The sequence below is a fragment of the Neopusillimonas maritima genome, assembly GCF_003576595.1.
Classification (GTDB): domain Bacteria; phylum Pseudomonadota; class Gammaproteobacteria; order Burkholderiales; family Burkholderiaceae_B; genus Neopusillimonas; species Neopusillimonas maritima.
In genome coordinates, this window is record NZ_NQOU01000004.1 from 203,731 (window position 1) to 228,456 (window position 24,726).

The following is a 24,726-nucleotide window of genomic DNA, read 5'->3' on the forward strand; positions in this document are numbered from 1 at the left end:
TTACCCATTGCGAATTCCACCCCACACACTATGAGTGCTTCCAAACCCGTCTGGCATGTCGTCAAAAAATCAAAAACGCATGGCAATGGCATTTTTGCCGCCCGCAAAATTCCCGAAGGCACAAACATTCTGGAATACGAAGGCAAGCGCATTACGCATGAAAAAGCCGACGAACTGCACCCCACCAACCCCGACGATCCCTTCCACACTTTTTTCTTTTCTCTAAGCTGTGGCAAGGTGATTGACGGTGGCCAAAAAGGGAACGACGCCAAATGGTTTAACCATTCGTGCGGCCCCAATTGCGAAGCGCAGGAAAACCAAAAAGGCACAAAAGTTTATATCGTGGCGCTGCGCGATATTAAAAAAGGCGAAGAGCTTACCTACGATTATGGGTTAGTGCTGGATGGTCGCATTACCAAAAAGCGGCGCAATGAATACAAATGCCTGTGCGGCACCCCGGAATGCCGGGGCACCATGCTGGCTTTAAAGAAAAAAGCAGCTAAAAAAACAAAAAAGGCAGAGAAAGCCAGCAAAGCACCTGCCTAGCCAGGCGCTTACAAATCAGACAACGCCGGCCGGAAAGCAACTTTATTTGAACGCCGTCTCGATAAAACTGCGCAATTTACGTGAATGCAGCCTTTCGGGCGGCATGTCGCGCAAGCTTTCCAGCGCCTGAATGCCAATTTGCAGATGCTGCCCCACTTGGCGACGATAAAACTCGCTGGCCATACCCGGCAGTTTCAGCTCGCCATGCAGCGGTTTATCGGAGACACACAACAAAGTGCCGTAAGGCACCCGAAAACGAAACCCATTCGCCGCAATGGTGGCTGACTCCATGTCGAGCGCAATGGCACGCGATTGCGACAACTTCAATACCGGCTCGTTCTGGTCGCGCAGCTCCCAGTTACGGTTATCGGTTGTGGCTACCGTGCCGGTTCGCATAATGCGCTTGAGCTCCCAGCCCGATAGCCCGGCAACTTCGGCCACAGCACCTTCCAGCGCCACTTGAATTTCAGCCAGCGGCGGCACCGGTACCCAAATCGGCAAGTCTTCGTCCAGCACATGGTCTTGGCGTACATAGCCATGGGCCAGCACGTAATCACCCAGGCGCTGGGTTGTGCGCAGGCCCGCACAATGCCCCAGCATTATCCAGGCGGAAGACCGTAAAACCGCCACGTGGTCGGTAATGGTTTTGGCGTTGGAAGGGCCCACGCCAATGTTAATAAGCGTAATGCCTGTATTGTTTTTGCGCAGCAAATGATAAGACGGCATTTGTGGCATACGCGCCGGGCGCTCGCCGGTGGGCTGCCGGCCTTTTCCCGCCAGGGTTACCACGTTGCCGGGCTCGATCAGTGCGGTGTAATCACCCTCTTCACGCGCCAGCATACCTTTAGCCCATTGGCAAAATTCGTCTATATAAAACTGGTAGTTGGTAAACAACACATAACTTTGAAAATACTCGGGCCGTGTGGCCGTGTAGTGCTGCAAGCGATGCAGGGAGTAATCAATGCGAGGGGCGGTAAACGGCGCCAGTGGTTCGGGGTCGCCCCGCCGCCCGCGCCAAGTGCCATTCACAATGGCATCGTCTGTGACCGCCAAATCGGGCACATCGAAGTGGTCGCGCAATTCGCCCCCCACCGAGTCGGCATAAATACCTTCCACATAATGGCCTTCGGGGAAAGCAAAGTGCAACGGAATGGAGGTGTCTGACTCCCCCACTTCCACACCGACGCCATGGTTGCGAATCAACAAATGAATTTGTTCGCGTAGATAACGTTCAAACAAGCGCGGCTGGGTGATCGTGGTCATGTAGGTACCGGGCTCAACCACATAGCCATATGACAAACGGCTATCCACCCCTTGATATGTTGATACCTTGATGCGAATGGCCGGGTAGTAGGCGCGCACCCGTTGCCCCTCAGGCAACTTGCCGGCGGCATAATAATCGAACGCCTCGCGAATAAAAGCCGTGTTGCGCTCGTAAATTTCCACCAAACGCTCGTAAGCTGCGTGGGCATCATGAAATGCGGTGAATGGAATGAGCTGGGGCAAGCCCAACGGTGATATCGCACTGCCACCCGGTGAATCCGACATACCTACTCCTGTGCAATCTGGTCCATAAACGACGCCAGCGCCGTATCTTTGGCCGTGACCCCACCTGCATCGTGCGTGGCCAGTGTCACGGTGACGCGATTGTATACGTTGAACCATTCAGGATGATGACCGGCCTGCTCGGCCTGCATGGCCACCCGGGTCATGAATCCGAAAGCGGCATTGAAATCATCGAATTTGAACGTTTTTTGAATTGCATCGCGCCCTTCCACGGCAGACCAGCCCTGCAAGGTTTCAATTGCGGCCGACGCGCCGATAAGATCTGAAGACTTGGCCATAGCGTTCCACTCCACTTTGAAGGTTTAACGATTAAATATGCTGAAAACCTTGAACTATAAGTTCAAGCTTATTCAACTTTCAACTGGTTGAGCGACTGCAGCGGACAGTCCATACTATGCATGTGAACACAAACCGGAGCATGACTCAACGGTCATGTGCACCTGCAACACAAAGGATAAAAAATGACACAACGAACACAATGCGAGCAACTGCACGTTGCCAATTTACTGCACCAATTCATCGAGCAGGAAGCGCTGCCCGGCACCGACGTTTCGTCCGACGACTTCTGGAAGGGATTCAACGCCATTGTGCACGACCTGGCACCGAAGAACCGCGCCTTGTTGGCCGAGCGCGATCGAATCCAGGCAGAAATGGACGCCTGGTACCGGAAAAACCCCGGCCCCATCAAAGATATGGCCGCATACAAGGCATTCCTGAAAGAAATTGGCTATTTGAAAGACGCCCCGGCTAATGTGAAGGTGAACACCACCAATATCGACGCGGAGTTCAGCGAACAGGCCGGGCCGCAACTGGTGGTGCCCATTACCAACGCCCGTTACGCATTGAATGCGGCCAACGCCCGTTGGGGCAGCCTGTACGACGCCCTGTACGGCACCGACGCTATTTCCGAAGATAACGGCGCAACCCGCTCGGGCGGCTACAACCCCGTGCGCGGCGACAAGGTCATTGAATACGGTCGCCGCTTTCTGGATGAAACCATTCCACTGTCGCCGGGGTCGCACGCCAATGCCACCGCCTACCAGGTGAACAACGGCCAACTGCAGGTAACCCTTGAAAACGGCGAAAACACCACGTTGAAAGACGCATCATCCCTGTTGGGCTACCGAGGTAACGCGTCTGCACCCGAGGCGCTGGTATTCCGCCATAACGGCCTGCACTTCGAAATTCAAATCGACAAAAACAACCCCATTGGCAAACAAGACAAAGCCGGGGTGAAAGACATCCTGATGGAGTCCGCACTCACCACCATTATGGACTGCGAAGACTCGGTGGCAACGGTGGATGCCGAAGACAAGGTACTGGCCTATCGCAACTGGCTGGGCCTGATGCAGGGCAATCTAACCGAAGAGGTCGCCAAAGGCGATAAAACCTTTACACGCGCCCTGAATCCCGACCGTGAATACACCGACTTGCAAGGCAACACGCAAACGCTGGCCGCGCGTTCCATGATGCTGGTACGTAACGTAGGCCACCTCATGACCAACCCGGCCATTCTGGATAAAGACGGCAACGAGGTGCCCGAAGGCATTATGGACGCGGTAGTCACGTCGCTGATTGCCGTGCACGACCTGAAACGCAAGGGCAATTCACGCAAGGGCTCGGTGTATATCGTGAAGCCTAAAATGCACGGCCCCGACGAAGTGGCGTTTTCAAGCGAACTGTTCGGCCGCGTTGAAAAACTGCTGGGCATGGCGCCCAACACCCTGAAAATGGGCATTATGGATGAAGAGCGCCGCACCAGCGTGAACCTAAAAGCCTGCATTGCCGCCGCCAACGAACGGGTTGCGTTCATTAATACCGGCTTTCTTGACCGCACCGGCGACGAAATCCATACGTCAATGGAAGCCGGCCCGATGATCCGCAAAGGCGAAATGAAGCCAACCGACTGGATTAACGCTTACGAGCACAACAACGTTCAGGTAGGACTAGAATGCGGTTTGCGCGGCCGGGCACAAATCGGCAAGGGCATGTGGGCCATGCCCGACAAAATGGCCGACATGCTGGTACAGAAAATTGGCCAATTGAAAGCCGGCGGTAATACGGCCTGGGTCCCTTCACCCACTGCCGCCACACTGCACGCATTGCACTATCACCAAGTTAGCGTGCACGATATTCAGTCGGGCATGGAAGGGAAGAACGACCCCACCCTGCTCGACAAAATCCTGTCGGTACCCGTGGCCACCAACACGAATTGGTCGAACGAAGAAAAGCAGCAAGAGCTCGACAACAACGCCCAGGGCATTCTGGGTTACGTCGTACGCTGGATCGACCAGGGCGTGGGGTGCTCGAAAGTACCCGACATCCACAATGTGGGGCTAATGGAAGACCGCGCCACCCTGCGTATTTCCAGTCAGCATATTGCAAACTGGTTGCGCCATGGTATTGTCACCAAGGATCAGGTCATGGAAACCATGAAACGTATGGCTGCCGTGGTCGATAAGCAAAACGAAGCAGACCCTTACTACAAACCGATGGCCGGAAATTTCGACACATCGGCCGCTTTCAAGGCCGCGTGCGACTTGGTATTCAAAGGGCTGGAACAGCCCAACGGCTATACCGAGCCTTTGCTGCACCAGTGGCGGCTCGAGGTGAAGAAGGCCTGAAACACAAAAGGGAAACAATTCGATGGGCACAGCCTTCAAAGAGTACGCTAACTACGACGCTTTAGGGCTGGCCGAATTAATCGCCGCCAAAACCGTCAGCCCGCAAGAGGTGCTTGAGGCTGCGCTATATCGAATTTACCGGGTGTACCCACGCAAGTTGAGTCACGCATGCTGGAAAACAACCTCCCCTCAAGCGCCAGCCATGTCGGTACCAATGGGGTTTTCCTCAAGTGGTTTGCCGATTGGCGCACAATTTACAGCGGCTTATGGACGTGAAGATGTCTTACTGGCACTGGCTGCACAAATAGAGCAGGCCCACCCATGGCGCCATCACCGCGCGCCGATATGGGGTTAACGCAAAAGCACTAATTGCGCAACGGCATCGGGGCCGCACCATACAATGGCATTCTGATCATATTCGCGGCCCAGCTCACGTGCCTGGGCCAAACTCAAACCCGGCACTAACACACTATCCTCAACCGGCCAGACATGGTCGGGATCAATTCCACCAGCGTGCAGAACGGGCTTGCCACACCGCTGCAATTGATCAAGCAGTCGTTCCTGAAAGCCCGCGTTTTCGGCCAACGAAAACTGCCGGCCCAATGGATTGAAGGCAGTCATAAAGGCGGCGCAATCTACACCGTACTGCGCGTAAATTTGGAGAAGACAAGTGCTGGCCTGACCTATTTTCAAGACACAAGGGGGCGTGGAGTAAATTGTGTACTCGGCCTGGCGATACGCTTGCAGCACAGATTGCTTGATCACGCTTGCCACGATGGCACCTCCATACCCCTGAACCTAGGCAAGACTGGTGGGTAGCGGCACACGATCAATATGCTCAATTTCCGCCCTGGCCAGTTTCTCCATTAACCGACACCGCACCTCAAGATGTTCTGGGTTGTGCCATTCATTTGTAAACTCACCGGGATCAGCCTGCAGGTCGTAGAGCTCTCCCCACTCAACCCCATGAAACACACTTAATCGCCATCGGCCATCGAAAATCGTGTGAACACGCGGCGGGCCGCCAAGCCCGGGGTGCGTACGCTGATGGTCATATTGAATAAAAACCGTGTCCCGCTCTTTGTGCTTTTCCCCTTGCGCAACAGATAATAAAGAACGCCCCTGCATGCCCGCGAACGGCACAATTTCCGCACGATCCAGAATCGTAGACGGAATATCAATGGTCGACCCCAATGCATGTGTGCGCAGGCCTTTGCTTTTATTTGCAGGGTCACTCCATATAAACGGCACCCGCAAAATATCGCGATACTGCTCAGCGCCTTTCAAAAGCAAACGATGATCACCCAAATGATCTCCGTGATCCGACGTAAACAGGATCACTGTGTTTTCGCGTTCACCCGCGTCATCAAGCGCCTTCAGCAGGCGGCCCACGGCATCGTCGATCATGGAAATCATTCCGCACGTGAGGGCTCTTGCCTCCAAGGCTTCTTGCTTGGACACACCAATGGTATTCATGCCGTTCAACAAGGCATTCCCGGAATCGCGCACCTTATACAAGGCCTCCACATGGGGAGGCGGCACCCAGTCTTCATTTTCAAAAGCCTCAGGCACCTGCATGTCTTCGGGTCGATACATATCCCAGTACCGACCAGGAGGATTAAACGGATGATGCGGGTCGGGGAAAGACACCATCAGAAAAAACGGTTGCTCGGCGGCTTGTTGCTTTATAAAAGCTTCGGCACGTTCAGCAATATAGCTGGTAGGATACAACGCCTCGGGCAGAGCAGTTCGAACCGCCTGCGGGCACACATAGTCGTGAGGCAACTGGTTGTCCGGGCCCAATAAACTCGCCGCCTCGGGCTCACGTTCCAGTAGCCATTGCTTGAAATCGCCGCCAACGCCGTCGCCGTGCCCTGTTACCAGGTCAACATGGTCAAACCCGTAAAACGGCGTTTGTACCCGCGGGTTTTCCTTTGACCAAAAATCAGGCTCTTCGTTGCGATAACACTCAGCCGTCAAATGTTCCCGAACCGCCTGGCTTAAGTTTTCGGGCGGCATATGGTAGTTCTCGGGCGGGGCCGACTGCTCGAGCACCACCGGTGCACCCACAAAGTTCTGCAAATGGCTTTTTCCAACCAGCCCGGTGGCATAGCCCGCTTCGCGCAACAACTCAACAAACGTAACCTGCTGCATGGATAACGGGATGCCGTTGGCCCGCACACCATGAACGGAAGGCATGCGGCCGGTCATTAAACTGGCGCGGTTCGGCATGCAAACCGGACTCGCCACATAAAACTCGTCGAACAAGGCGCCCTGTTCGGCCAGGCTGTCGATATGCGGCGTGCGCAGCACGGGGTGCCCGTAACATCCCAGATGATCAGCACGATGCTGATCGGTCATTATCAAAATAAAGTTAGGTTTTTTCTTTTGTGTCATGAGTTGAATACCGTTTTCGGCTTGTAAACAAAATGCTCCAGGAGCAACACTGCGATGGCGAAACACAAGGTCACCACTGCGATGACTGAAGCAAAGCTTTCCGGGTAAACCGTTTTAGGCAGCAGCAGCGCAACACCCAGGAACAAGTACAAAGCACGTCGTAAAAGAAGAAGCGGCTGACCGAGATAACCGACAACACATGCAGTAACCAGCCACACACCCGCGGTCGCACGCGTCACCGCCAAAACAATGTCAAGAGATGAGCCATTCAGTATCAAGGCGGGGTTGGCGACAAAAATAAACGGCAAAATGTACGCCGACCAGGCCAACCTGCTTGCTTCAAGCGCCGTTTTCATGGGTGGGGTTCCCGCCAGCCCCGCAGCGGCAAATGAGGCAATGGCAACCGGTGGCGTAATCATTGACATCATGCCGAAATAAAGCACAAACAAGTGCGCCGCAATCGGGTCAATGCCCAACGCAACCAAGGGTGCGGCCACCAACGTTGACAGCAACGCATACACGCCCACCGTCGGCATACCCATGCCCAGCACAATACATATCAGCGCGGCCAACACCAACAGCCCCACCAGGTTACCGCCACCTATGTCGACAATGGCTTCGGTAATTTTGAAAAGAATGCCCGATGTATTCAGCGCACCGATAACAATGCCGGCACCTGCCGCGATCAAAATGATACCCACTGATGCAACAGCGGTGTCGCGTACCGCAGCGGAAAGATGGGCGATTGAAGGCCGCTTTCCGCGTACACCAAACACACACAAAGCCAAGAACAGGCTGGCCGTTGCAATTAAAGCCGCATACTCGGGGCGCCAGGCAAAACTGAATAGCCCCAAAATAAGCACCACGAACGGCATGACAAACAGCCATCCGTAACGCAGCTCTGAAAGCGGGTTCGGCCGCTCTTGTTTGGGTAACCCTTTGATGCCGTCGCGTGCGGCGATAAGGTCAACCTGCAAATACAGCGCCAGGTAATACAAAAATGATGGGATAAGCGCGGCCAGCACAACCACGGAATACTCTACCTTCAAGGTGGCGGCCATTAGAAATGCCGCCGCGCCCATAACGGGCGGCACCAACTGCCCGCCGGTTGACGCCACGGCCTCCAGGCCGGCCGCCGTCTCCGCTTTGTATCCCGCCTTGCGGGACATGGGAATGGTGATCATGCCGGTGGAAATGACATTGGCGACAGCCGACCCGGAAATGGCACCAAACAAACCGGATGCCGTCACCGCAATTTTGGCTGACCCGCCGCGTGAACCGCCAAACAGCGCCGCTGACAAGTTTGAGAAAAACTGGCCTCCTCCGGTTGCCTGCAGCACAGCCCCCATGAACACAAAGGTAATGACGACGCTGCCGACAATCACCAGCGGCGCACCCAGGATATTCCCTTCAAGGTACGCCATTTTGTATAGAAAGGAATCAAGCCGGAACGGCCGTCCGGAAATCGCATCGGGCAAGCTCGTTGCAAAATAGGCCAGCAAAATTGACGCAATAATGATCAACGCCAGCGAAAGCCCGGCTGAACGCCTGACACCCTCAATCAACACCACAATAACCACGGCGCCAAGAAACTGGCCAAACCAGTTGAAGTCATACAAATTCGCCTGATCAATCAATACTTCAAAATCAAACGAAATAAACAGCGAAGCCAGAATCCCCGCCAGCGCAAGCGGTGTATCGATGAGCCAGGAAAGTTTGGGCCGATTTGGAAACAGCGGATGAGTGATAAACACCACTGCAGTCGCAAGGGCAATAAGAACGTAAAGGTATTGGCCTTTATAGAGGTTCAAACCCATAACGCGCTGAAAATTGATTGCCCACAAAATGGCGAGCAGAACGAGAACGAACCCAAGGGCACTGACGATTTTAGTTTTCATTAATACGGCTCCAAAGCGGTCGCCGCCCTTTTTCCATGCCAAAAGGGGGCAACCAGACGGCACACTGGCTTAATTCCAGGTGCCCTGCTCCGTGTAATACTTGATCGCGCCGGGGTGATACGGAACCGGTAGCGCGCTTTGACCCATTAACTTGGGATCCAGCGCCTTGAACTCACCGGCGGAAGCCGCAAGCTTTTGACCATTTTCCGCAATGGCTTTGACCACTTTGTAAACGGTTTCGTCATCGACACGGCTGTCGGTTAACACCACAAAAGGCACCCGAATGATGTTGGTTGGCTCAAGAATGCCTGGATAGCTACCGGCAGGCGCAGTGGCAATCATAGCCCCCGGTGTGTAGTTATCGAGGGCGGCCTGTGCAGCCTCATCGTTCGGCAACGAGAGAACCCGAATACCCACCACCGCATCGGCTTGTTGTATGATGCCCGCGCTGACGCTGAACGTGGTTGCATCCAACCCGCCGTCAACCAGTTCATTCACCGACTGCACCCCGTTCTGTACCGGCACCGGAGTGACATCGTCGTAACTTAAACCGGCGGCAGCCAGCGATGCCGTCATGAAGGCCGCCACATTCGCCTGCGACTTAAACGCCGAAGCCACGCGCTTCCCTTTCAGGGCCTGAAAAGTGTCGATCTTGGCGTCTTTACGCACGAAAACACCCATTTCGAGCGGGTAAACGACAGCGGCAACACGAATGGAATCATATTTACGCCCTTTATAGGGCCCTTTACCGTCTTTCGCCGTTACCGCAGCCACAATATTGGCAAACGCGAAGTCGAACTCACCGGCACTCATGGCGGGAATAATGGCCGTGGGCCCACCCTGCGGAACAACGGTGAACGAAAGATCGAGGGCATCACCCACAACGTCGGCAATCGCGGCGCCCGAAGCATACGCCACAGACCCTTGCGGGTTTGTGCCGATGCTTAAGGTTTGAGCGTGGGAGGCCGCACTGAACGCAAAAAGTGAAACCAAAGCACAAGCCGTGCCTATTTTTGAAAAAAATTGACTCATCATGTCTCCTACCATTTTCATTATTTCAACAGGGTGAACGATTCACTCAAGTTGTCTTAGTGGTAAGTTTATGCGAGTAATAGAGCAATAAAAGTGATATTTTTACTATTTAGATGAATTTTTTGTCATGTAAGTTGCGAGCACGACGTAGACATAGTTCGCGCACAAGCTGCAGCATTTCTTCACTGACGCGACTCAGCCCAGGCTCGGAACGTGTGGTAATACCCACCGCGCCTTCGGTACCGGCCAAGTCAACCGGCACTTCTCGCAGCACCCCGGCATCCAGATCGGCCTGCAAGACGCCGCGGGGAAAAATCCACAAAGCATCTGAAATCGACACGAAGGCGCGGCCGAACTCCACAGACAATGTCTCAATCACATTAGGCAGGTCTGCAATGCCACGGCTTAGAAAAAAACGATCGATTTCAGGGCGTATAACCGTCCCCAGCGGAGGCATCACCAAGGGATACTCGGTAATTTGCTCCAGGGTCACCCCGCCTGCAATCCGAAACACCGGATGATCCGGACGTGCCGCCAATGCCATGGTTTCGTAATACAAGCGTTCGAAGTGCAGACCTCTCATCTCATCGATTTCCGCGAACCGGCCCACAACAAAATCAATTTCCGCCAAACGCAATTGCATCAGTAACTGGCGATTGGTTTGCGTGACGATTCTTACCTGAATATCCGGATGCCGGGCTTTGAACCGCGCCACGGCCTCAGGCAAAATATTAACGGCAACGTTAGGCAACGCGCCCAACAAAACCGCACGGCGCGCATGCTGATCGCTTTGCGCGATCATGTCGATTCCTTGCCGCAAGGCGGTTAAGCTGGCGCTGGCATAACGATAAAAAATTTCGCCTGAGGGCGTCAAGGTTACGCCTGCGCGATTACGCTCCAGCAAACGATCCCCCACGTCCTCTTCAAGCTGACGCAAGCTTTTGGACGCTGCCGAATGGGTAATTGCCAATTCGTCAGCCGCCTTTGCCAAACTGCCCTTGCGGACAATTTCAACAAACAGAATCAGATGGCGCTGGTTAATTCGTTGATGCATGGCATCAAACACGTAAGATCACTTGCGGATCAACCCGACAAGCTCATCAAGCCATGACAGCATCAAGTCGATTTCATCCGCCTCAATATTCAGTGCCGGCATAAACCGCAACAGCTCCGGGCGCGGCGCATTCAATAACAAGCCTTCCGGTGCACGATCGCGGGCCGCCGCCACAATGGCCGGCCCGTCTCCTTTACCCAAACGCAGTGCCCGCAGCAAACCAAGACCCCGCTCGCCCTGCATGCCCCATTTTTCCGATAAGGCCATCAGGCCGTTGGAAAGCTGTTCTGCGCGAGCGTTCGCGGCTTCAAGAAAACCGGGCGCGGACACCGTGTCGAACACTGCAATGCCCGCAGCGGCCATCAGCGGGTTCCCGTTATAAGTGCCGCCCTGGTCTCCGTGCTCAAAGCAGGAAACCGCCTCACGCGCGCACAGAGCCGCCAGCGGAACACCGCCCCCAATACCTTTTGCAAGCGTCATGATGTCCGGTTCGATATCAAAATGCTGGTACGCAAAAAGTTTGCCCGTACGACCCATACCGGTTTGCACTTCATCCACAATAAGAAGCATATCGTGCTGACGCGTGAGTTCGCGCAAATCCTTCATGAACTGCACGCTAGCGGGTATAACGCCGGCCTCGCCCTGAACCGGCTCCAGCATCACAGCCACAGTCTGGTCGTCGATAAGGGACCGCACCGAATCCAGATCATTCAATTCCGCTTTCGGAAAGCCATCGACCTGAGGGGCAAACATCGTGTCCCAGCCCGGCTTGCCGGACGCCGACATGGTGGCCAACGTACGCCCATGAAATCCATGATTGAACGTGATTATTTTGTAAGCACCGGGTTTATTCAAGCGCCCCCATTTACGGGCCAGCTTAATGGCACCCTCATTTGCTTCGCCGCCGCTATTGGCGAAAAACACGCGATCGAAACATGAAGCGCCGGTAATGCGCTTTGCCAAATCAATGGAAGGCTGATTGTAAAAAGCGGGGGACGGGTTAATCAGTTCAGCGGCCTGCTGCTGAAGCGCCTTGACCAAAGGCTCCGGACAATGCCCCAGGCAGTTCACCGCCCACCCTTGCAGAAAATCAAGGTAGCGCTTACCTGTATGGTCTTCAAGCCAGGAACCTTGCCCTTTGGTGAAAATAAGGTCAGGACGGGCAGTAATTTCCATCAGCGTATTCACGCCGGCACGATCAAATTCCATAGGGCTTCCCGAAAAATGAAGAAAGAAACAGGCTTAGCAGCGCCGTCACGGCACCAGATAAAGAATAAGCGTGAATTTTAACGCACCGCTATGGGTCTGGCCGTTATCCTTTCAACCGGGCAACGAAAATGAATGACGTATTACGTTCTGCGCCGCAACGTTGCTAATAGCTGGGGGCCGAACACGTTCAACGCCAGCCCGCCCAGAATGACTAGGCCCCCAATCCATTGCAATACGGTTAAATGTTCGTCGAGCAAAAGCGTAGCAGACGTTAGCCCCACGAAAGGCACGAGCAGGCTAAGCGGCGCCACGCGATTAGCCGGATGCCGGCTAAGTAACCAGCTCCATAAACCAAAGCCCAGGGTGGTTGAAATAAGGGCCAGATAAATCAGCGCACCGTAACCTTTCAGGCCCATATTCTGCAAACTGTACAAAATAAGTTCCGGACCCTCGACAAAATACGACAAGACGGCAAACGGCAACGGAGACACGATGGTGCCCCAGATCACCAAACTAAGCATGTCCACCTTGCCCACGGTTTTCACCACAATATTCGCCACCGCCCAGCTTAACGAAGCCAGGACAGTCAGAAAAAAGCCAATTAGCGTAACGTGGCCGGATGTTTCACCCAAGGCAATCAGCATCAAGCCGAAAGCGGCGACAATCATCCCGATAACATTGTGGCGCCCAACCGACTCGCCCAATACAGCAGCCGCAATCAGCACGGTAAAAAACGCCTGAGCGTTCAAAATAACCGATGCCATGGCGGCCGAAACACCCATCGCCATGGCCGAAAACAACAAGCCAAACTGGAGAAAGCCGATCGTAAATCCGAAATAAAAAAGCGACCGCCAGGGCATGGCAGGCCGCTTGAAAAACGGAATAAAAATCGCCACCAGCAGGAAACGCAAAGCGCCCAGCAAAAAAGGGGGGATTTCTTGAAGCCCTACTTTTATAACAACAAAGTTCAAGCCCCAGGCAACAATTACCACCAGGGCCAGAAGTGCATCCTTAAGCGGCACACTTCCCCCTGTATCGGTAACCTGACGGCCAGTACCGCACTAACCCACGTCCACTACTGGAATACCGGTGCGCTGCCGTAAGCTCCGCCGCCAGTGCCATAGTTCGCACCCTCAATCTCAATTTCAACCGACTCAAGGTCAACATTCGACACACCGCCTTTGTAATGCATCACAGTAGACGGGAACATCATAACCAGCGCCACCATAAGTAACTGAATACAAATAAACGGTATCGAACCCCAGTATATCTGGCCGGTGGTGACTTTCTTGATAGTTTGGCCGGTAAGCTTGTCTTGATAATCTTCCTTGGGCGCAACCGAACGCAGATAAAACAGTGCAAACCCGAATGGGGGGTGCATGAACGACGTTTGCATATTCAGCGCCAGCAAGACACCAAACCAGATCAAATCAATACCAATTGCTTCGGCGGCCGGCCCGAGCAGCGGCACAATAATAAACGCCAGCTCGAAAAAGTCGAGGAAGAAGGCCATGACGAACACAAAAATGCTCACAATAACCAGGAAACCGATTTCACCGCCCGGCAAACCAACCAGCAAGTGTTCAACCCATAAGTCACCGTTAACGCCACGGAACGTTAAAGCAAATACCGTGGAACCCACCAGGATGAAAATAACGAATGCCGCCAGCTTGGTGGTTGTTTCCATGGCCTGCTTCAGCAGGCTCCAGCTTAAACGTTTGCGCAACAAGGCCATAACAATGGCCCCTACCGCGCCCATGGCACCGCCTTCTGTGGGGGTGGCCACACCCAAAAAGATGGTACCTAGCACAAGGAAAATCAGTGCCAACGGGGGAATCATGACAAATGTGACACGTTCGGCAATTTGCGATAACCAGCCCAGTTTCAATAGATTGTTCAGGGCGGCGATCACAAAGGCCACTGCGCCGCCAATAAGCGTACCCACCACAACGGTCTCATCAATGGGGGCCGTCTCCGACAACACCACCTGGCACGCAAAATAAGACGCCACAGTGGAAACCACCAACAACACCAGCAGCGACGGCACACCATGACTGCCGTTCGGCTCGATAAAGGTACGCCCTTCTTTGGGAATAGCTGGTGCGCGTTTCGGCTTTATCAAGGCAAGAATCAGAATATAGGCAATGTAAAGACTCACCGTCATGATGGCCGGTACCATTGCGCCGCGATACATATCACCAATTGAACGACCCAATTGGTCGGCCAGCACAATCAGCACAATCGACGGTGGAATAATTTGCGATAACGTGCCTGAAGCCGCAATAACCCCAGTGGCCAGGGAACGATCGTACCCATAGCGCAACATAATCGGCAACGAGATCAAACCCATGGAAATGACCGATGCCGACACGACGCCCGTCGTTGCCCCCAGCAACGCACCCACCACAACGACCGCAATGGCCAGGCCGCCGCGCAAGGGGCCAAACAATTGACCAATGGTTTCAAGCAAGTCCTCCGCCATACCGGAGCGTTCAAGAATGAGCCCCATAAAGGTAAAAAACGGAATCGCAAGCAAGGTATCGTTGGAAATAATCCCAAAAATTCGCTGGGGCAACGCCTGGAAGAATGCCGGTTCGAAAAGCCCCAGCTCGACACCCAGCAAACCAAATAGCAAACCGTGGCCCGCCAACGTGAATGCAACCGGAAACCCCAGAAGCAGCAAAAGAATCAGGGAAGCAAACATGACCGGGGCCATGTTGGCAATTAGAAACTCAATCATCAACAATCCTCAGTCTGTTATTTTGTTTTAGCCTGTGCATTGGCTGCAATTTCGTCAGCCAATCGCTCTTCAGCGGTTTTCGACCCTTCCGGTCGATTTGGATTCGGGCATTGCCCGGCCAGAAAGCCCACACACTTAATCAAATGAGACACGCCGGCTGCCGACAACAACAGGAACCCCAAGGGAATCAGCGCTTTTACCGGCCAACGAATGAGGCCGCCTGCATTGGACGATGTCTCGTGCAGCAGGTAGGAATCCACTGCCTGGGGGACGGACAGCAACAATATGTAAATGCACACGGGCAAAAACAACACCAGAATGCCGAAAATGTCGATTTTGACCTGGGTTCGCTCCGACAAGCGTGCATTAATAATATCGACACGCACATGGCCGTTTTTTAACAGGGTGTAGCCCGATGCCAACAGAAAAATGGCTCCGAACATATACCACTGCAACTCCAGCCATGCATTCGAACTCATATCGAAGGCTTTTCGAAACACCGCATTCGTTGCACTGACAATCACCACTATCAGGATGACCCAGGACACCGACCGGCCCACAAACGTGTTAACCCCGTCGAGAAAACGGGAAAGGGCGAGCAAACCGCGCATAACTACTCCTTGAACAACTCGCGTACAACTTGATTTTCGTGAACTTAATCTTCGTGAATCTGGCGCCATGGGGTGGCCCGGCGTTCCAGCCACACCAGCGCGCCGTATAGCACAACACCCATTACGCCCAGAATGAACAGAGCGGCAAACACGCGTACTGTGTCGAAAACCCCTTGCGCACTCATAATGACGTAGCCCAAACCCTTTTGCGACGACACAAACTCACCCACAATGGCACCCACCAGCGCCAGCGACATCGCCACTTTCATGCCGGCCACAACCGAAGGCAAGGCGCAGGGCAACTTCACCTTGAAAAAGAAATCCCAGGAGGAACCTTTCAAAACACGACCAAGGTCGGTGACGTCTTGGGGCACGGAACGCAAACCATGTACGGTGTCAACAATAATGGCAAAAACGGCAATGAGAAATGCAATGGCCACTTTCGGCTCGGCGCCCGTCCCCATCCACACGACAAAAAGCGGGGCCAGCGCCACTTTGGGCACACTGTTGAAACCAATGATAAGGGGATATAAAAAACGTTCAAACAAGCGCGAACTCACCAAGGCAACGGCAATAAGGACGCCGCCCAGAACCGCAAAAATAAAACCCAACACGGTAATCCAGAGCGTATACAGGGTTTGCTCGGCATACCAGGCCGCTTCGTTGTATAGCTCGGCGAGAATATCCGTTGGCAAAGGCAACATGATTTCGCGCACTTCAAAAACACGGCAAATCACTTCCCACACGATCAGAACGACCACCAGGGAGAATAAGCCTGCCGCACCCGCTTTCAGATTATTCGTTCCAATCATCACGCCCTCTTATCGCCGTTTAAATCCATCTTGTCGAACAACTCGCGGATATGGGATACATACTTGCCGAATTCGGGGGTTTCACGCACCGACAACGGTCGAGGGCGGGGCAAATCCACTTCAATGACTTCCATGAGACGACCCGGGCGAGGCGACAACACCATGACGATATCCCCCAAAAAAACCGCTTCGGAAATACCGTGTGTGACGAACAGAATCGTGTTCTGTGTTTCCATCCAGATGCGCTGCAGCTCAAAATTCATTTGGTCACGCGTAAAAGCGTCAAGCGCACCAAAAGGCTCATCCATGAGTAACAACGTAGGGTCGTCAACTAATGCCCGGCATATGGCGGCACGCTGACGCATGCCGCCCGAAAGCTCTCGCGGGTAGCTGCTCCCGAAATCCTGCAGTCCGGTCAGTTCAAGCAAGTGGTCAACCTTGTCCTGATACTCGCTTACACGCTTTTTGGCAAACTCAATGGGCAGCAAAAGATTTTTGCGAATGGTGCGCCACTCAAGCAAGGCATCACGCTGAAACACCATACCAATACCGTCGGGTGGACGCCCCACCACCGGTTTGCCGTTCACGTCAAGGTCACCAGCCGTAATATCCTCGAGGCCGGCCACACAACGCAAGAACGTACTTTTCCCACAACCGCTGGGTCCCAAAATACTAACGAACTGACCGGAAGGAATTTCTATGCTGATTCCATCGAGCGCGAGCACCCCGCGCTCTCCGGAATACTGTTTCTGCACTTTACGTGCACTGACAGCAGACAAACTCATTTTTTGATCATCCCATCGTACTGACCGGGTTTAACCATATCGGTAACGTAGAAATCAGTTGCGGGCAGGCCCTTTTCAATCAAGCCAACCTTGGTCAGCGTTTGCACGGCCTCTTCCCATTCAGCGGGAATGGGCTGACCCATGCGAAAACCTTCCACCGGCTTGCCGAAATAAGGCTTCAAGGCGTCGATTTGGCCACGCAATACGGCTTTATCCAGGCGTGCCTGCGGACGGGCAGCCAGAATAGCCTCAACCCCCTCGTCCTCATGGCCATTCATAATATATTCCCAAGCACGCGCAGTGACACTGGCAAACTTGGAAATGTCTTCACCACGGGTTTTCAATTTCGCCTCGCTGGCCAAAATGCCAAAACTGGGCATATTCAAACCATAATCGGCAAACGGAATCGAATTCGAGGGGCGTTGTTTTTGAACGAAAGGCAACACAAAAGGAATCGTGGACACCACCGCGTCAGCGCGATCAACCGCATAAGTGGTGACCTTGCCTGCTGCTTCAACGTTCAACAACTCAACATCATCACGCGTTAAGCCACCGGCAGCCAGAAAGCCTTCCATAAAAGGCGCTTCCAAAGACCCTGCGGTGTACACCAACTTCTTGCCTTTCAGGTCGGCCGGACCTTTCATGCCGGAATCTTTCGGCACCAGCACCCCAATATCGTTACGACGCACAAAAGGCGCAACCGCCTTCACGGGAAGACCCTTATCGCGTGCAATCATCATGGGAGCCAAAGCCGCATGGCCGGCATCGAAGTTGTCGCTGGAGCCAATAATTTGAACCGTCGTAACAGAACCATTACCGTCTTCGAAATAAATATCAAGACCTGCCTCTTCATACCAACCTTTCTGATCGGCCAAGTGGAAAGCGGCATGATTACCCCAAGGAGTCCAGTCGAGCCGGACTTTGAACGGCTCAGCCTGCACCGCCGTTGCAGCAAACATACACGCGGCAACCCCAGTTAAAGTACGAACCCAAGACTTTGCTAATAATTTTTTCATTGTGAACCTCATATTTGGTTAAGACAGACCTGCTACGGGTTACTGCTCGTCGGGTACTACTCTTCTTTTCCGCCCCCAAACAAACGTTTAATACGTGCCCAAAGCACGCCCATAAACATTTTGAAGGGGCTGAACTCAGCCTGTGGCAATGGTGCATCGCTACCTTCAGGCTGGCTTAGACGCAACGACACATTGCGCCCAAAATCAGCAATCATTCGCTTCACGAAATCCTGTACCAGACCGGAACGGGAAAACTGTGCCAGCGGGCCCTGCAGGGAATACAGCAAATCCACATCAACACGTGCACGATCATCGGCAACCGACGTAACGCGATAGCCGACATCCCCCTTGGCGCGGGACTGACTCAGAGAGTCTTGACCGGCACCGCGCAAGACCGCCGACATATTGGATTCATCGCGCTCCAGCGTTGCCGCGCCCTTGAAGGCCGCATTCATGGGGCCGAATTTAATGGCAATGCGCCCTTTCACTTCGTTGCCTTCCTGCGACTCAATCACGGCGCCCGGCAAACACGCAGCCACCGCCTTCAGGTCGGACATGAATTCCCAAACTTTTACGGCGGGGAAATCGACATTGAACCCACTCTTGACGCTGGTTCCTTTACCTGGCGCAGATGTCGCTGCGCCGGAGGCCGCGCCCGACCCGGCCGGTGCCGCGTCGGCGCCGTTAGCCACAGCCTTGGCTTCACGCTGAATACTTTTTGCCTCGAAGCCACTGAATGTTTTGGGAGCGTCGGTTTCAGGAGGCAACGCAGCCTTGCCTTGCGCCGCGGCTCGACGCATCGCATCTACTTGCTCGTTTGGCTCATCGCGGAAGTGCTTCAACACGGACAACACTGAAGCTGTAATGCCCTGATAACCGGTGCATCGGCAAATATTGCCGGATAATTCGATACGTACACGCTCTTCGTCGGCATCAGGCAAACGCAACACAATGTCACGCGACGTTGCAAGCATACCGGGAGTACAGAAACCGCATTGCAACGCGTGATTGGTATTAAACGCATCACGCAGTTTCAACATGATGGGATCGGTATCGTAACCCTCGATCGTTGTAATCTGGCGCCCTTCGCACGCCGCCGCAAACGTAATACAGGACCGAACCGGCTTACCGTCAATCAATACGGTACACGCTCCGCAAACTCCATGCTCACAACTTAAATTGGTACCGGTCAGGCGCAAGTCATCGCGCAAAAAATCACCCAGGTGAGTGCGGGCGAGCACCTCTCGCGACACCTTGCGGCCATTTACTTCAATATTCAACTGGGACATAACTTCCTTCCTTTACTCACCCAATGCCCGGCGCAGGCAGCGTTCAATAACCGTCATGAACAAACGGCGATCACCGGCTGTTTTTTCGGGCGCAATGTCTTTTACCGCCTCTGCAATTGCTTCGGGCGTTGCGGCCGCCAACCCTTCTTGTGCCACTTTGGCCGACAAGTCCGGCAACAATTGAGGCGCTCCACCCAACGCACCAACGACAATACGCGCTGTACGGGTTGAGGGATCGAAATACGCGGCGCAACTGGCCTCGGCAAATTCACCGGTTTTACGGCAGAACTTGTAATAACCCCAACGCGTCTGCTCGGTTTTTTCCGGGACATACACGGCCGAGATCAATTCATCGGGTTGCAGATCAACTGCATAAGCACCCAACATGAATTCAGGCATGGTGCTGCGACGGGAACCCTTGGCCGATGTCAATTCAAGCTCGGCGCCCAATGCACTGGTTGCCAACACCCAATCGGCCGCCGGGTCGGCGTGAGCGATACTGCCGGCTATCGTGCCGCGATTTCGCACAGCGCGATACGCAATAACACCTGCCACATCTTGCAGCATGTGCCCGCGCAACTCGGCAAAGACGCCATCTTCGATCTCGGCATGTGTTACGGCTGCACCCACACGAATACGGCCGCCGTTTTTACTCACCGTCCGCCAATCGGCAATGCCGGAAACGTCGACCACTTTCTGCGGACGCGCCAGGCGCAAATTCAACATAGGCCCTAACGACTGACTGCCTCCCATGGCCTTCGTGCTGCCATCAGAATCTTCCAATAGAGACAACGCCTCTTTGGCCTCGCTTACGCGGACGTAATCAAATTTTGCTGCTTTCATACCGTAGCCCCTGCTGTCACGTTGGGACGAGAAATCGACTCTTTTTCTTTACTTTGTTCCAGTGCATCCAACACATGATGCGGCGTCAACGGCGTATGGGCGAACTCAACACCATATGCCCGCAATGCATCGTTGACCGCACCAAACAAGACGGCGGGCGGCGCAATGGCCCCGCCTTCACCCATCCCTTTGGCGCCGAACTCCGTATGCGGCGACGGCGTTTCGAAGTGATCAATACGGATATTGGGCACTTCAGTGGCACCCGGCATGATGTAGTCAGCCAGGGTTGAAGCCAGCGGCTGACCCTGTTCGTCATAGGGCATCTCTTCGTAGAACGCGGTACCAATGCCTTGAGCAATACCCCCAATGGTTTGGCCTTCGACCACCAACGGGTTCACAATCGTGCCGCAATCTTCGACCACTACGTAGTCCAGAATCTCAACCGCGCCGGTGGCTGGATCGACCGCCACCACGGCGGCCTGGCTGCAATAGGTGAAGCTGCCGGTGTCTACTTTGGGTCGATAACCCACGCTGACTTCCAGCCCTTCGGCGTCCACATCTGCAGGCAACTTCTGCGGATTGATATACCAGGCATTGGTAATGTCGGCGATGGCAACGCGCTTGTCACCTGCGCATGCGTAACCGTCTTCCAACGTGACTTCGTCTGCCGTCACACCCAACAAATGCGCACCGATCTTCTTCACACGCGGCAGCAACTGCTTGCACGCCTTGGATACGGCACCGCCTGACATGACCAGCGAACGCGAAGCGTAGGTACCCGATGAATAAGGGGTTTGTCCGGTATCACCATGCACCAGCTTGATACGATTGATATCGATACTGAGAATTTCATTGGCAATCTGGGCAAACGTTGTTTCCATACCTTGCCCGTGGGAGTGCACGCCCACCCGCAGCTCCGCACCGCCGTCGGGAGTGAGCTTGACCGATGCCTGATCGAACCCGGGAATAACAGGCGTACCCCAGGCGGCAAACACCGACGTGCCGTGTGCCGACTGTTCGGTATATGTTGCAACACCCAGGCCAATCAGGCGTCCATCCGGCTCGCCTTTCTTCTGACGCTCACGCACCGCATCAACATTGATCATTTCCAGCGCCCGGCGCAGGCTGGCGGGATAGTCGCCGCTGTCCAGGTGCTTATTCGTGACATTTACATAAGGCATTTGTTCGGGCTGCACCAAATTATCCAGGCGCACTTCCCAAGGCTCGCGCCCCACTTCCCGAGCCAATGCGTCCAGGGTAAGCTCGATGGCAAAACAAACACCGGTGCGCGCCACGCCGCGATACGGCAAAAAGCCGGGCTTATTGGTTGCCACGCAACGCGTTTGGCATCGATACCCCCTGAAAGCATACGGGCCCGGTATGTTGCCCAAGGCCTGACCTGTTTCCAGGCCCACTGTGAACGGCCAAACAGAATACGCGCCGCCACTGATGGTAACTTTGGCATCCAGCGCCAACAACCGGCCCTGCTTGTCGGCATAGGCGGTCATTTCATAATAGTGTTCACGCGTATTGGCACCGGCAATCAAGTGTTCACGGCGGTCTTCCAGATAGCGGAACGGCCGCTTGTAAGTTTTTGCCAGCCAGGCAACACAGAGTTCTTCCTGCTGCAAAATGCACTTGTAGCCGAAACCGCCGCCCACATCGGGGGAAATCACGCGTACTTGCTCTTGCGGCAAATCGAGGAACTCGGCAATGCCGGTACGAATCAGGTGAGGCACCTGAGTGGCGGTATACACCACCAATTGGCTATTCTGATTGTCCCAATAGGCCAGCACGGCAATGCCTTCCATCGGCAGCATGCATTGGCGGGACAAGTCAATTTCACGCTTAACGACCACCTCGGCCTTGGCAGCCAGGTCGTCGAAATTATTGTTGGCATTCAATGTAACGAACACATTGTCTTTCCAACCCTCATGCATGAAGTCAGAGGTTGCCGCTTCCGCGGCTTTCACGTCAACGTAAACAGGCAGTTCGTCGTAATCAACTTCTACCATCTCGGCCAAATCTTCAGCTTCGGCGCGGGTGGGTGCAAAGGTCATGGCGACAGGCTCACCCACAAAGCGCACGCGGTCATCGGCCAGCGGCGGCTGTGCCGACACCTGGTAAGTGGGCAACGTGGAATCGGCCACAATATCTTTGGCATCAGGCATGGAAGCACGCAAGAATACTTGCCCTTGTGCCTCTTCGGCAATTCGAACGTCGGTGATACGCGCATGCGCCAGCGGGCTGCGCAGAAACGCGACTTCGCATAACCCGGGCATGGCCATATTGCCGATGAAATTACCCTTGCCGTGCAAATGCCGGGCGTCTTCTTTGCGTGGAATTCGTGCACCGACACCCTGTGGCTTTACGCCGGGTTTTATGTGATGTGAAACTGTCATACTCATACCTGCCTGTAAATCATGAATCGCTGAACGTAAAGACACCAAATGCGCGGACACGCCGACTTCGCGCGCCGCGCATTGGTGCCTATCGGGTTACGAACGCTTCAACACCTCACTGTATGTGAAGTTATCGAGTGCGTTTTCAGCAACACGGAACCAGCTCGCCTCGGCTTCCTGGAATTTCTTCCACTCGGGATAGATCTTGGCGAAATCCGGATTTTCTTCCGACAACTCGCCCCACAACTCTTGCGACGCTTTGTAAGCGGCTTCCATCACATCTTTGGGGAAGTACTTCAACTGTGCGCCACCGGCAATGAGGGAACGCAAAGCGGGCGGGTTCTTGGCATCGTATGCGGCCAACATGCGCAGCGCCTGTTCGTTAGCAGCGGCTTCAAACGCAGCCTTGAACTCGGCGGGCAATTTTTCCCAGGCTTCCGTATTCACCATCGTGGTAATGGAAGCACTGCCTTCCCACCAGCCGGGTGAGTAGTAAAACGGCGCAACTTTGTTCAGACCCAGGCGTTCGTCATCGTATGGGCCAATCCACTCGGCTGCGTCGATCGTGCCTTTTTCCAGAGAGGGGTAAATATCGCTGGGCGGAATCTGCTGGGGAACCGCACCCAGCTTTTGCAGCACCATGCCGCCGATACCACCGACACGAATCTTCAGACCATCAAGATCTTTCAAAGACTTGATTTCCTTGCGATACCAGCCGCCCATTTGCACGCCCACGTTGCCGGTAACAAAGTTGGTAATGCCGTACTGGCCATACATTTCGCGCAGTTTTTCCATGCCGCCGCCGAACTGGATCCAGGCATTGTGCTGACGCGCATTCATGCCAAACGACAAACCGGTATCGAACGCAATCGCGGTGTTCGTGCCAATGTGCGCGGTAGCCAGAACGTGGTTACATTCAACCGTACCGTTACTGACCGCTTCCATGTTTTGGGCGTAAGGCACGATTTCACCGCCCGGAAAGGCGCGAATTTCAAATTTTCCGCCTGTCAGCTCGCCTACACGGCGGCAAAGCTCATCGGCGGAACCGTAAAGTGCATCCAGACTTTTCGGCCAGCCGGTGGACATACGCCAGCGCACGGTGGGCGCATTCTGCGCTACGGCGGGAAGGCCGACTGCGGCCAGACCGGCACCGGTTGCCGCGGCTGCCTGGGTTAAAAAGCGACGTCTTTGCATGTACAGCTCCTTTTGGGTTTGTTATGTGTGAGACAGACAAACTGCTTCGGCCCGGCGCGGGCCTGAGAAACTTTTGCGCAGGATGGTGTGTCTCGACCTGCTGGCCTGAAAATGCCGTTGAACCGATTTTGATTGCCAAGAATCACAAACCGGTCGCGACAGAATCAGGTTATTTGTTAGTATGCTGATCAATGCTTAAAAGTGTCAACGAGGGTTAATACGGAGACTTGACCATTTATCGGATTTTTCAGGGAATATCCTAATAGGCTGGTGTAAACCCCTATTTGTCGTAAAATAAATATACAGCATACTGATTATATTGAAATATTAAAACGCAAAAGGCACATCATGAATTGGATCAAGATTGCAACAGTCGGACAAATTGAAGAAGACGAATCTTTGGGCGTAGAGTTGGAAGGCAAACAGTTGGCGGTACACCACACTGAAGGCGAATACTTCGTGACCGACAACATCTGCACTCACCAATTCGCGCTGTTGTCCGACGGCTTTATTGAAGACGGCTGTGTGGAATGCCCCTTGCATCAAGCCATGTTCGACCTTCGCACTGGCGAGCCGAAATCCGCACCTGCAACCGAGCCCGTCAAAGTGTATGAAGTCAAAGTCGAGGGCGATGAGATTCTGGTAAACCTTTAACCTGGCGCCACGCATAGTAACCTAAGTGGTTTGCAAAGGCTTAAAAGGGTTTGA

22 protein-coding genes are annotated in these 24,726 nt (G+C 54.0%); 4 read left to right on the plus strand and 18 right to left on the minus strand.

The annotated features are described in order from the left end of the window. Positions 1–30: 30 nt before the first annotated feature. The gene (locus CJO09_RS11365; protein ID WP_119442446.1) at positions 31–546 is read left to right on the plus strand and encodes an SET domain-containing protein; all 516 of its coding nucleotides are present in this window, start codon (positions 31–33) and stop codon (positions 544–546) included. A gap of 42 nt (positions 547–588) precedes the next feature. On the opposite strand, the gene CJO09_RS11370 is transcribed toward CJO09_RS11365, so the two are convergent. Further along, positions 589–2,094: an AMP nucleosidase gene (locus tag CJO09_RS11370; RefSeq protein WP_119442447.1), complete on the minus strand. Its 1,506-nt coding sequence runs from the start codon at positions 2,092–2,094 to the stop codon at positions 589–591. Between the two features lie 2 nt (positions 2,095–2,096). Continuing rightward, positions 2,097–2,390, minus strand: a complete 294-nt coding sequence (locus CJO09_RS11375) for a 4a-hydroxytetrahydrobiopterin dehydratase (RefSeq protein WP_114420312.1) — start codon at positions 2,388–2,390, stop codon at positions 2,097–2,099. A gap of 183 nt (positions 2,391–2,573) precedes the next feature. On the opposite strand from CJO09_RS11375, the gene CJO09_RS11380 reads away from it, so the two are divergent. Together CJO09_RS11380 and CJO09_RS15950 are read left to right on the plus strand one after the other, a co-directional pair. After that, positions 2,574–4,736, plus strand: a complete 2,163-nt coding sequence (locus CJO09_RS11380; RefSeq protein ID WP_119442448.1) for a malate synthase G — start codon at positions 2,574–2,576, stop codon at positions 4,734–4,736. A gap of 22 nt (positions 4,737–4,758) precedes the next feature. After that, on the plus strand, positions 4,759–5,091 hold the full coding sequence (locus CJO09_RS15950; RefSeq protein ID WP_119442449.1) for an amidase family protein: 333 nt from the start codon (positions 4,759–4,761) through the stop codon (positions 5,089–5,091). Here CJO09_RS15950 and CJO09_RS11390 read toward each other — a convergent pair. From CJO09_RS11390 to dctP, 16 genes are all read right to left on the minus strand, one after another. Further along, positions 5,088–5,510 (minus strand): DUF3293 domain-containing protein, encoded by a 423-nt coding sequence (locus CJO09_RS11390; RefSeq protein WP_119442450.1) that lies wholly within the window; start codon positions 5,508–5,510, stop codon positions 5,088–5,090. The genes CJO09_RS15950 and CJO09_RS11390 overlap by 4 nt on opposite strands. Before the next feature lie 24 nt (positions 5,511–5,534). After that, complete coding sequence (locus CJO09_RS11395; RefSeq protein ID WP_119442451.1) at positions 5,535–7,133, minus strand: sulfatase family protein; 1,599 nt, start codon at positions 7,131–7,133, stop codon at positions 5,535–5,537. Then, the gene (locus CJO09_RS11400) at positions 7,130–9,031 is read right to left on the minus strand and encodes a TRAP transporter permease (protein ID WP_119442452.1); all 1,902 of its coding nucleotides are present in this window, start codon (positions 9,029–9,031) and stop codon (positions 7,130–7,132) included. The genes CJO09_RS11395 and CJO09_RS11400 overlap by 4 nt, the downstream gene beginning before the upstream one ends. A gap of 69 nt (positions 9,032–9,100) precedes the next feature. After that, on the minus strand, positions 9,101–10,063 hold the full coding sequence (locus tag CJO09_RS11405; RefSeq protein WP_218961062.1) for a TAXI family TRAP transporter solute-binding subunit: 963 nt from the start codon (positions 10,061–10,063) through the stop codon (positions 9,101–9,103). A gap of 109 nt (positions 10,064–10,172) precedes the next feature. Then, positions 10,173–11,117, minus strand: coding sequence for a pca operon transcription factor PcaQ (pcaQ, locus tag CJO09_RS11410; protein ID WP_147404921.1), 945 nt, complete (start codon positions 11,115–11,117; stop codon positions 10,173–10,175). A gap of 18 nt (positions 11,118–11,135) precedes the next feature. After that, on the minus strand, positions 11,136–12,326 hold the full coding sequence (locus tag CJO09_RS11415; protein WP_119442455.1) for an acetylornithine transaminase: 1,191 nt from the start codon (positions 12,324–12,326) through the stop codon (positions 11,136–11,138). A 140-nt stretch (positions 12,327–12,466) separates the two neighbouring features. Then, a complete protein-coding gene (locus CJO09_RS11420; RefSeq protein ID WP_119442456.1) occupies positions 12,467–13,348 on the minus strand; it encodes an EamA family transporter in 882 nt (293 codons plus the stop codon). Between the two features lie 53 nt (positions 13,349–13,401). Next, entirely contained in the window at positions 13,402–15,063 is a 1,662-nt protein-coding gene (locus tag CJO09_RS11425; protein ID WP_119442568.1) for a TRAP transporter large permease, read from the minus strand. A 20-nt stretch (positions 15,064–15,083) separates the two neighbouring features. Continuing rightward, entirely contained in the window at positions 15,084–15,677 is a 594-nt protein-coding gene (locus CJO09_RS11430; RefSeq protein ID WP_119442457.1) for a TRAP transporter small permease subunit, read from the minus strand. Positions 15,678–15,721: 44 nt separating this feature from the next. After that, on the minus strand, positions 15,722–16,489 hold the full coding sequence (locus CJO09_RS11435) for an ABC transporter permease (protein WP_119442458.1): 768 nt from the start codon (positions 16,487–16,489) through the stop codon (positions 15,722–15,724). Continuing rightward, positions 16,489–17,274, minus strand: a complete 786-nt coding sequence (locus CJO09_RS11440; protein WP_119442459.1) for an ABC transporter ATP-binding protein — start codon at positions 17,272–17,274, stop codon at positions 16,489–16,491. Before CJO09_RS11440 ends, CJO09_RS11435 begins: the two co-directional genes overlap by 1 nt. Continuing rightward, positions 17,271–18,290: an ABC transporter substrate-binding protein gene (locus CJO09_RS11445; RefSeq protein WP_114420303.1), complete on the minus strand. Its 1,020-nt coding sequence runs from the start codon at positions 18,288–18,290 to the stop codon at positions 17,271–17,273. Before CJO09_RS11445 ends, CJO09_RS11440 begins: the two co-directional genes overlap by 4 nt. A gap of 56 nt (positions 18,291–18,346) precedes the next feature. Further along, entirely contained in the window at positions 18,347–19,579 is a 1,233-nt protein-coding gene (locus tag CJO09_RS11450) for a xanthine dehydrogenase family Fe-S subunit (RefSeq protein ID WP_119442460.1), read from the minus strand. A 12-nt stretch (positions 19,580–19,591) separates the two neighbouring features. Then, entirely contained in the window at positions 19,592–20,422 is an 831-nt protein-coding gene (locus CJO09_RS11455) for an FAD binding domain-containing protein (RefSeq protein WP_119442461.1), read from the minus strand. Then, the gene (locus CJO09_RS11460) at positions 20,419–22,824 is read right to left on the minus strand and encodes a xanthine dehydrogenase family protein molybdopterin-binding subunit (RefSeq protein WP_119442462.1); all 2,406 of its coding nucleotides are present in this window, start codon (positions 22,822–22,824) and stop codon (positions 20,419–20,421) included. The genes CJO09_RS11455 and CJO09_RS11460 overlap by 4 nt, the downstream gene beginning before the upstream one ends. A gap of 96 nt (positions 22,825–22,920) precedes the next feature. After that, positions 22,921–24,018 carry a TRAP transporter substrate-binding protein DctP gene (dctP, locus tag CJO09_RS11465; RefSeq protein WP_119442463.1) on the minus strand — a complete coding sequence of 366 codons (1,098 nt, stop codon included), beginning with the start codon at positions 24,016–24,018 and terminating at the stop codon, positions 22,921–22,923. 348 nt (positions 24,019–24,366) lie between these two features. Between dctP and CJO09_RS11470 the strand changes: the two genes are divergently transcribed. Then, a complete protein-coding gene (locus CJO09_RS11470) occupies positions 24,367–24,672 on the plus strand; it encodes a non-heme iron oxygenase ferredoxin subunit (protein ID WP_119442464.1) in 306 nt (101 codons plus the stop codon). Positions 24,673–24,726 lie beyond the last annotated feature (54 nt).

Bases quoted from the DNA above. Each gene is read 5' to 3' on its own strand.
- CJO09_RS11440 (WP_119442459.1), bottom strand. From the start codon at position 17,274: ATGAGTTTGTCTGCTGTCAGTGCACGTAAAGTGCAGAAACAGTATTCC.
- CJO09_RS11435 (WP_119442458.1), bottom strand. From the start codon at position 16,489: ATGATTGGAACGAATAATCTGAAAGCGGGTGCGGCAGGCTTATTCTCC.
- CJO09_RS11405 (WP_218961062.1), bottom strand. From the start codon at position 10,063: ATGAGTCAATTTTTTTCAAAAATAGGCACGGCTTGTGCTTTGGTTTCA.
- CJO09_RS11460 (WP_119442462.1), bottom strand. From the start codon at position 22,824: ATGACAGTTTCACATCACATAAAACCCGGCGTAAAGCCACAGGGTGTC.
- CJO09_RS11445 (WP_114420303.1), bottom strand. From the start codon at position 18,290: ATGAAAAAATTATTAGCAAAGTCTTGGGTTCGTACTTTAACTGGGGTT.
- CJO09_RS11400 (WP_119442452.1), bottom strand. From the start codon at position 9,031: ATGAAAACTAAAATCGTCAGTGCCCTTGGGTTCGTTCTCGTTCTGCTC.
- CJO09_RS11375 (WP_114420312.1), bottom strand. From the start codon at position 2,390: ATGGCCAAGTCTTCAGATCTTATCGGCGCGTCGGCCGCAATTGAAACC.
- CJO09_RS15950 (WP_119442449.1), top strand. From the start codon at position 4,759: ATGGGCACAGCCTTCAAAGAGTACGCTAACTACGACGCTTTAGGGCTG.
- CJO09_RS11450 (WP_119442460.1), bottom strand. From the start codon at position 19,579: ATGTCCCAGTTGAATATTGAAGTAAATGGCCGCAAGGTGTCGCGAGAG.
- CJO09_RS11395 (WP_119442451.1), bottom strand. From the start codon at position 7,133: ATGACACAAAAGAAAAAACCTAACTTTATTTTGATAATGACCGATCAG.
- CJO09_RS11415 (WP_119442455.1), bottom strand. From the start codon at position 12,326: ATGGAATTTGATCGTGCCGGCGTGAATACGCTGATGGAAATTACTGCC.
- CJO09_RS11455 (WP_119442461.1), bottom strand. From the start codon at position 20,422: ATGAAAGCAGCAAAATTTGATTACGTCCGCGTAAGCGAGGCCAAAGAG.
- CJO09_RS11380 (WP_119442448.1), top strand. From the start codon at position 2,574: ATGACACAACGAACACAATGCGAGCAACTGCACGTTGCCAATTTACTG.
- CJO09_RS11430 (WP_119442457.1), bottom strand. From the start codon at position 15,677: ATGCGCGGTTTGCTCGCCCTTTCCCGTTTTCTCGACGGGGTTAACACG.
- CJO09_RS11370 (WP_119442447.1), bottom strand. From the start codon at position 2,094: ATGTCGGATTCACCGGGTGGCAGTGCGATATCACCGTTGGGCTTGCCC.
- dctP (WP_119442463.1), bottom strand. From the start codon at position 24,018: ATGCAAAGACGTCGCTTTTTAACCCAGGCAGCCGCGGCAACCGGTGCC.
- CJO09_RS11470 (WP_119442464.1), top strand. From the start codon at position 24,367: ATGAATTGGATCAAGATTGCAACAGTCGGACAAATTGAAGAAGACGAA.
- CJO09_RS11365 (WP_119442446.1), top strand. From the start codon at position 31: ATGAGTGCTTCCAAACCCGTCTGGCATGTCGTCAAAAAATCAAAAACG.
- pcaQ (WP_147404921.1), bottom strand. From the start codon at position 11,117: ATGCATCAACGAATTAACCAGCGCCATCTGATTCTGTTTGTTGAAATT.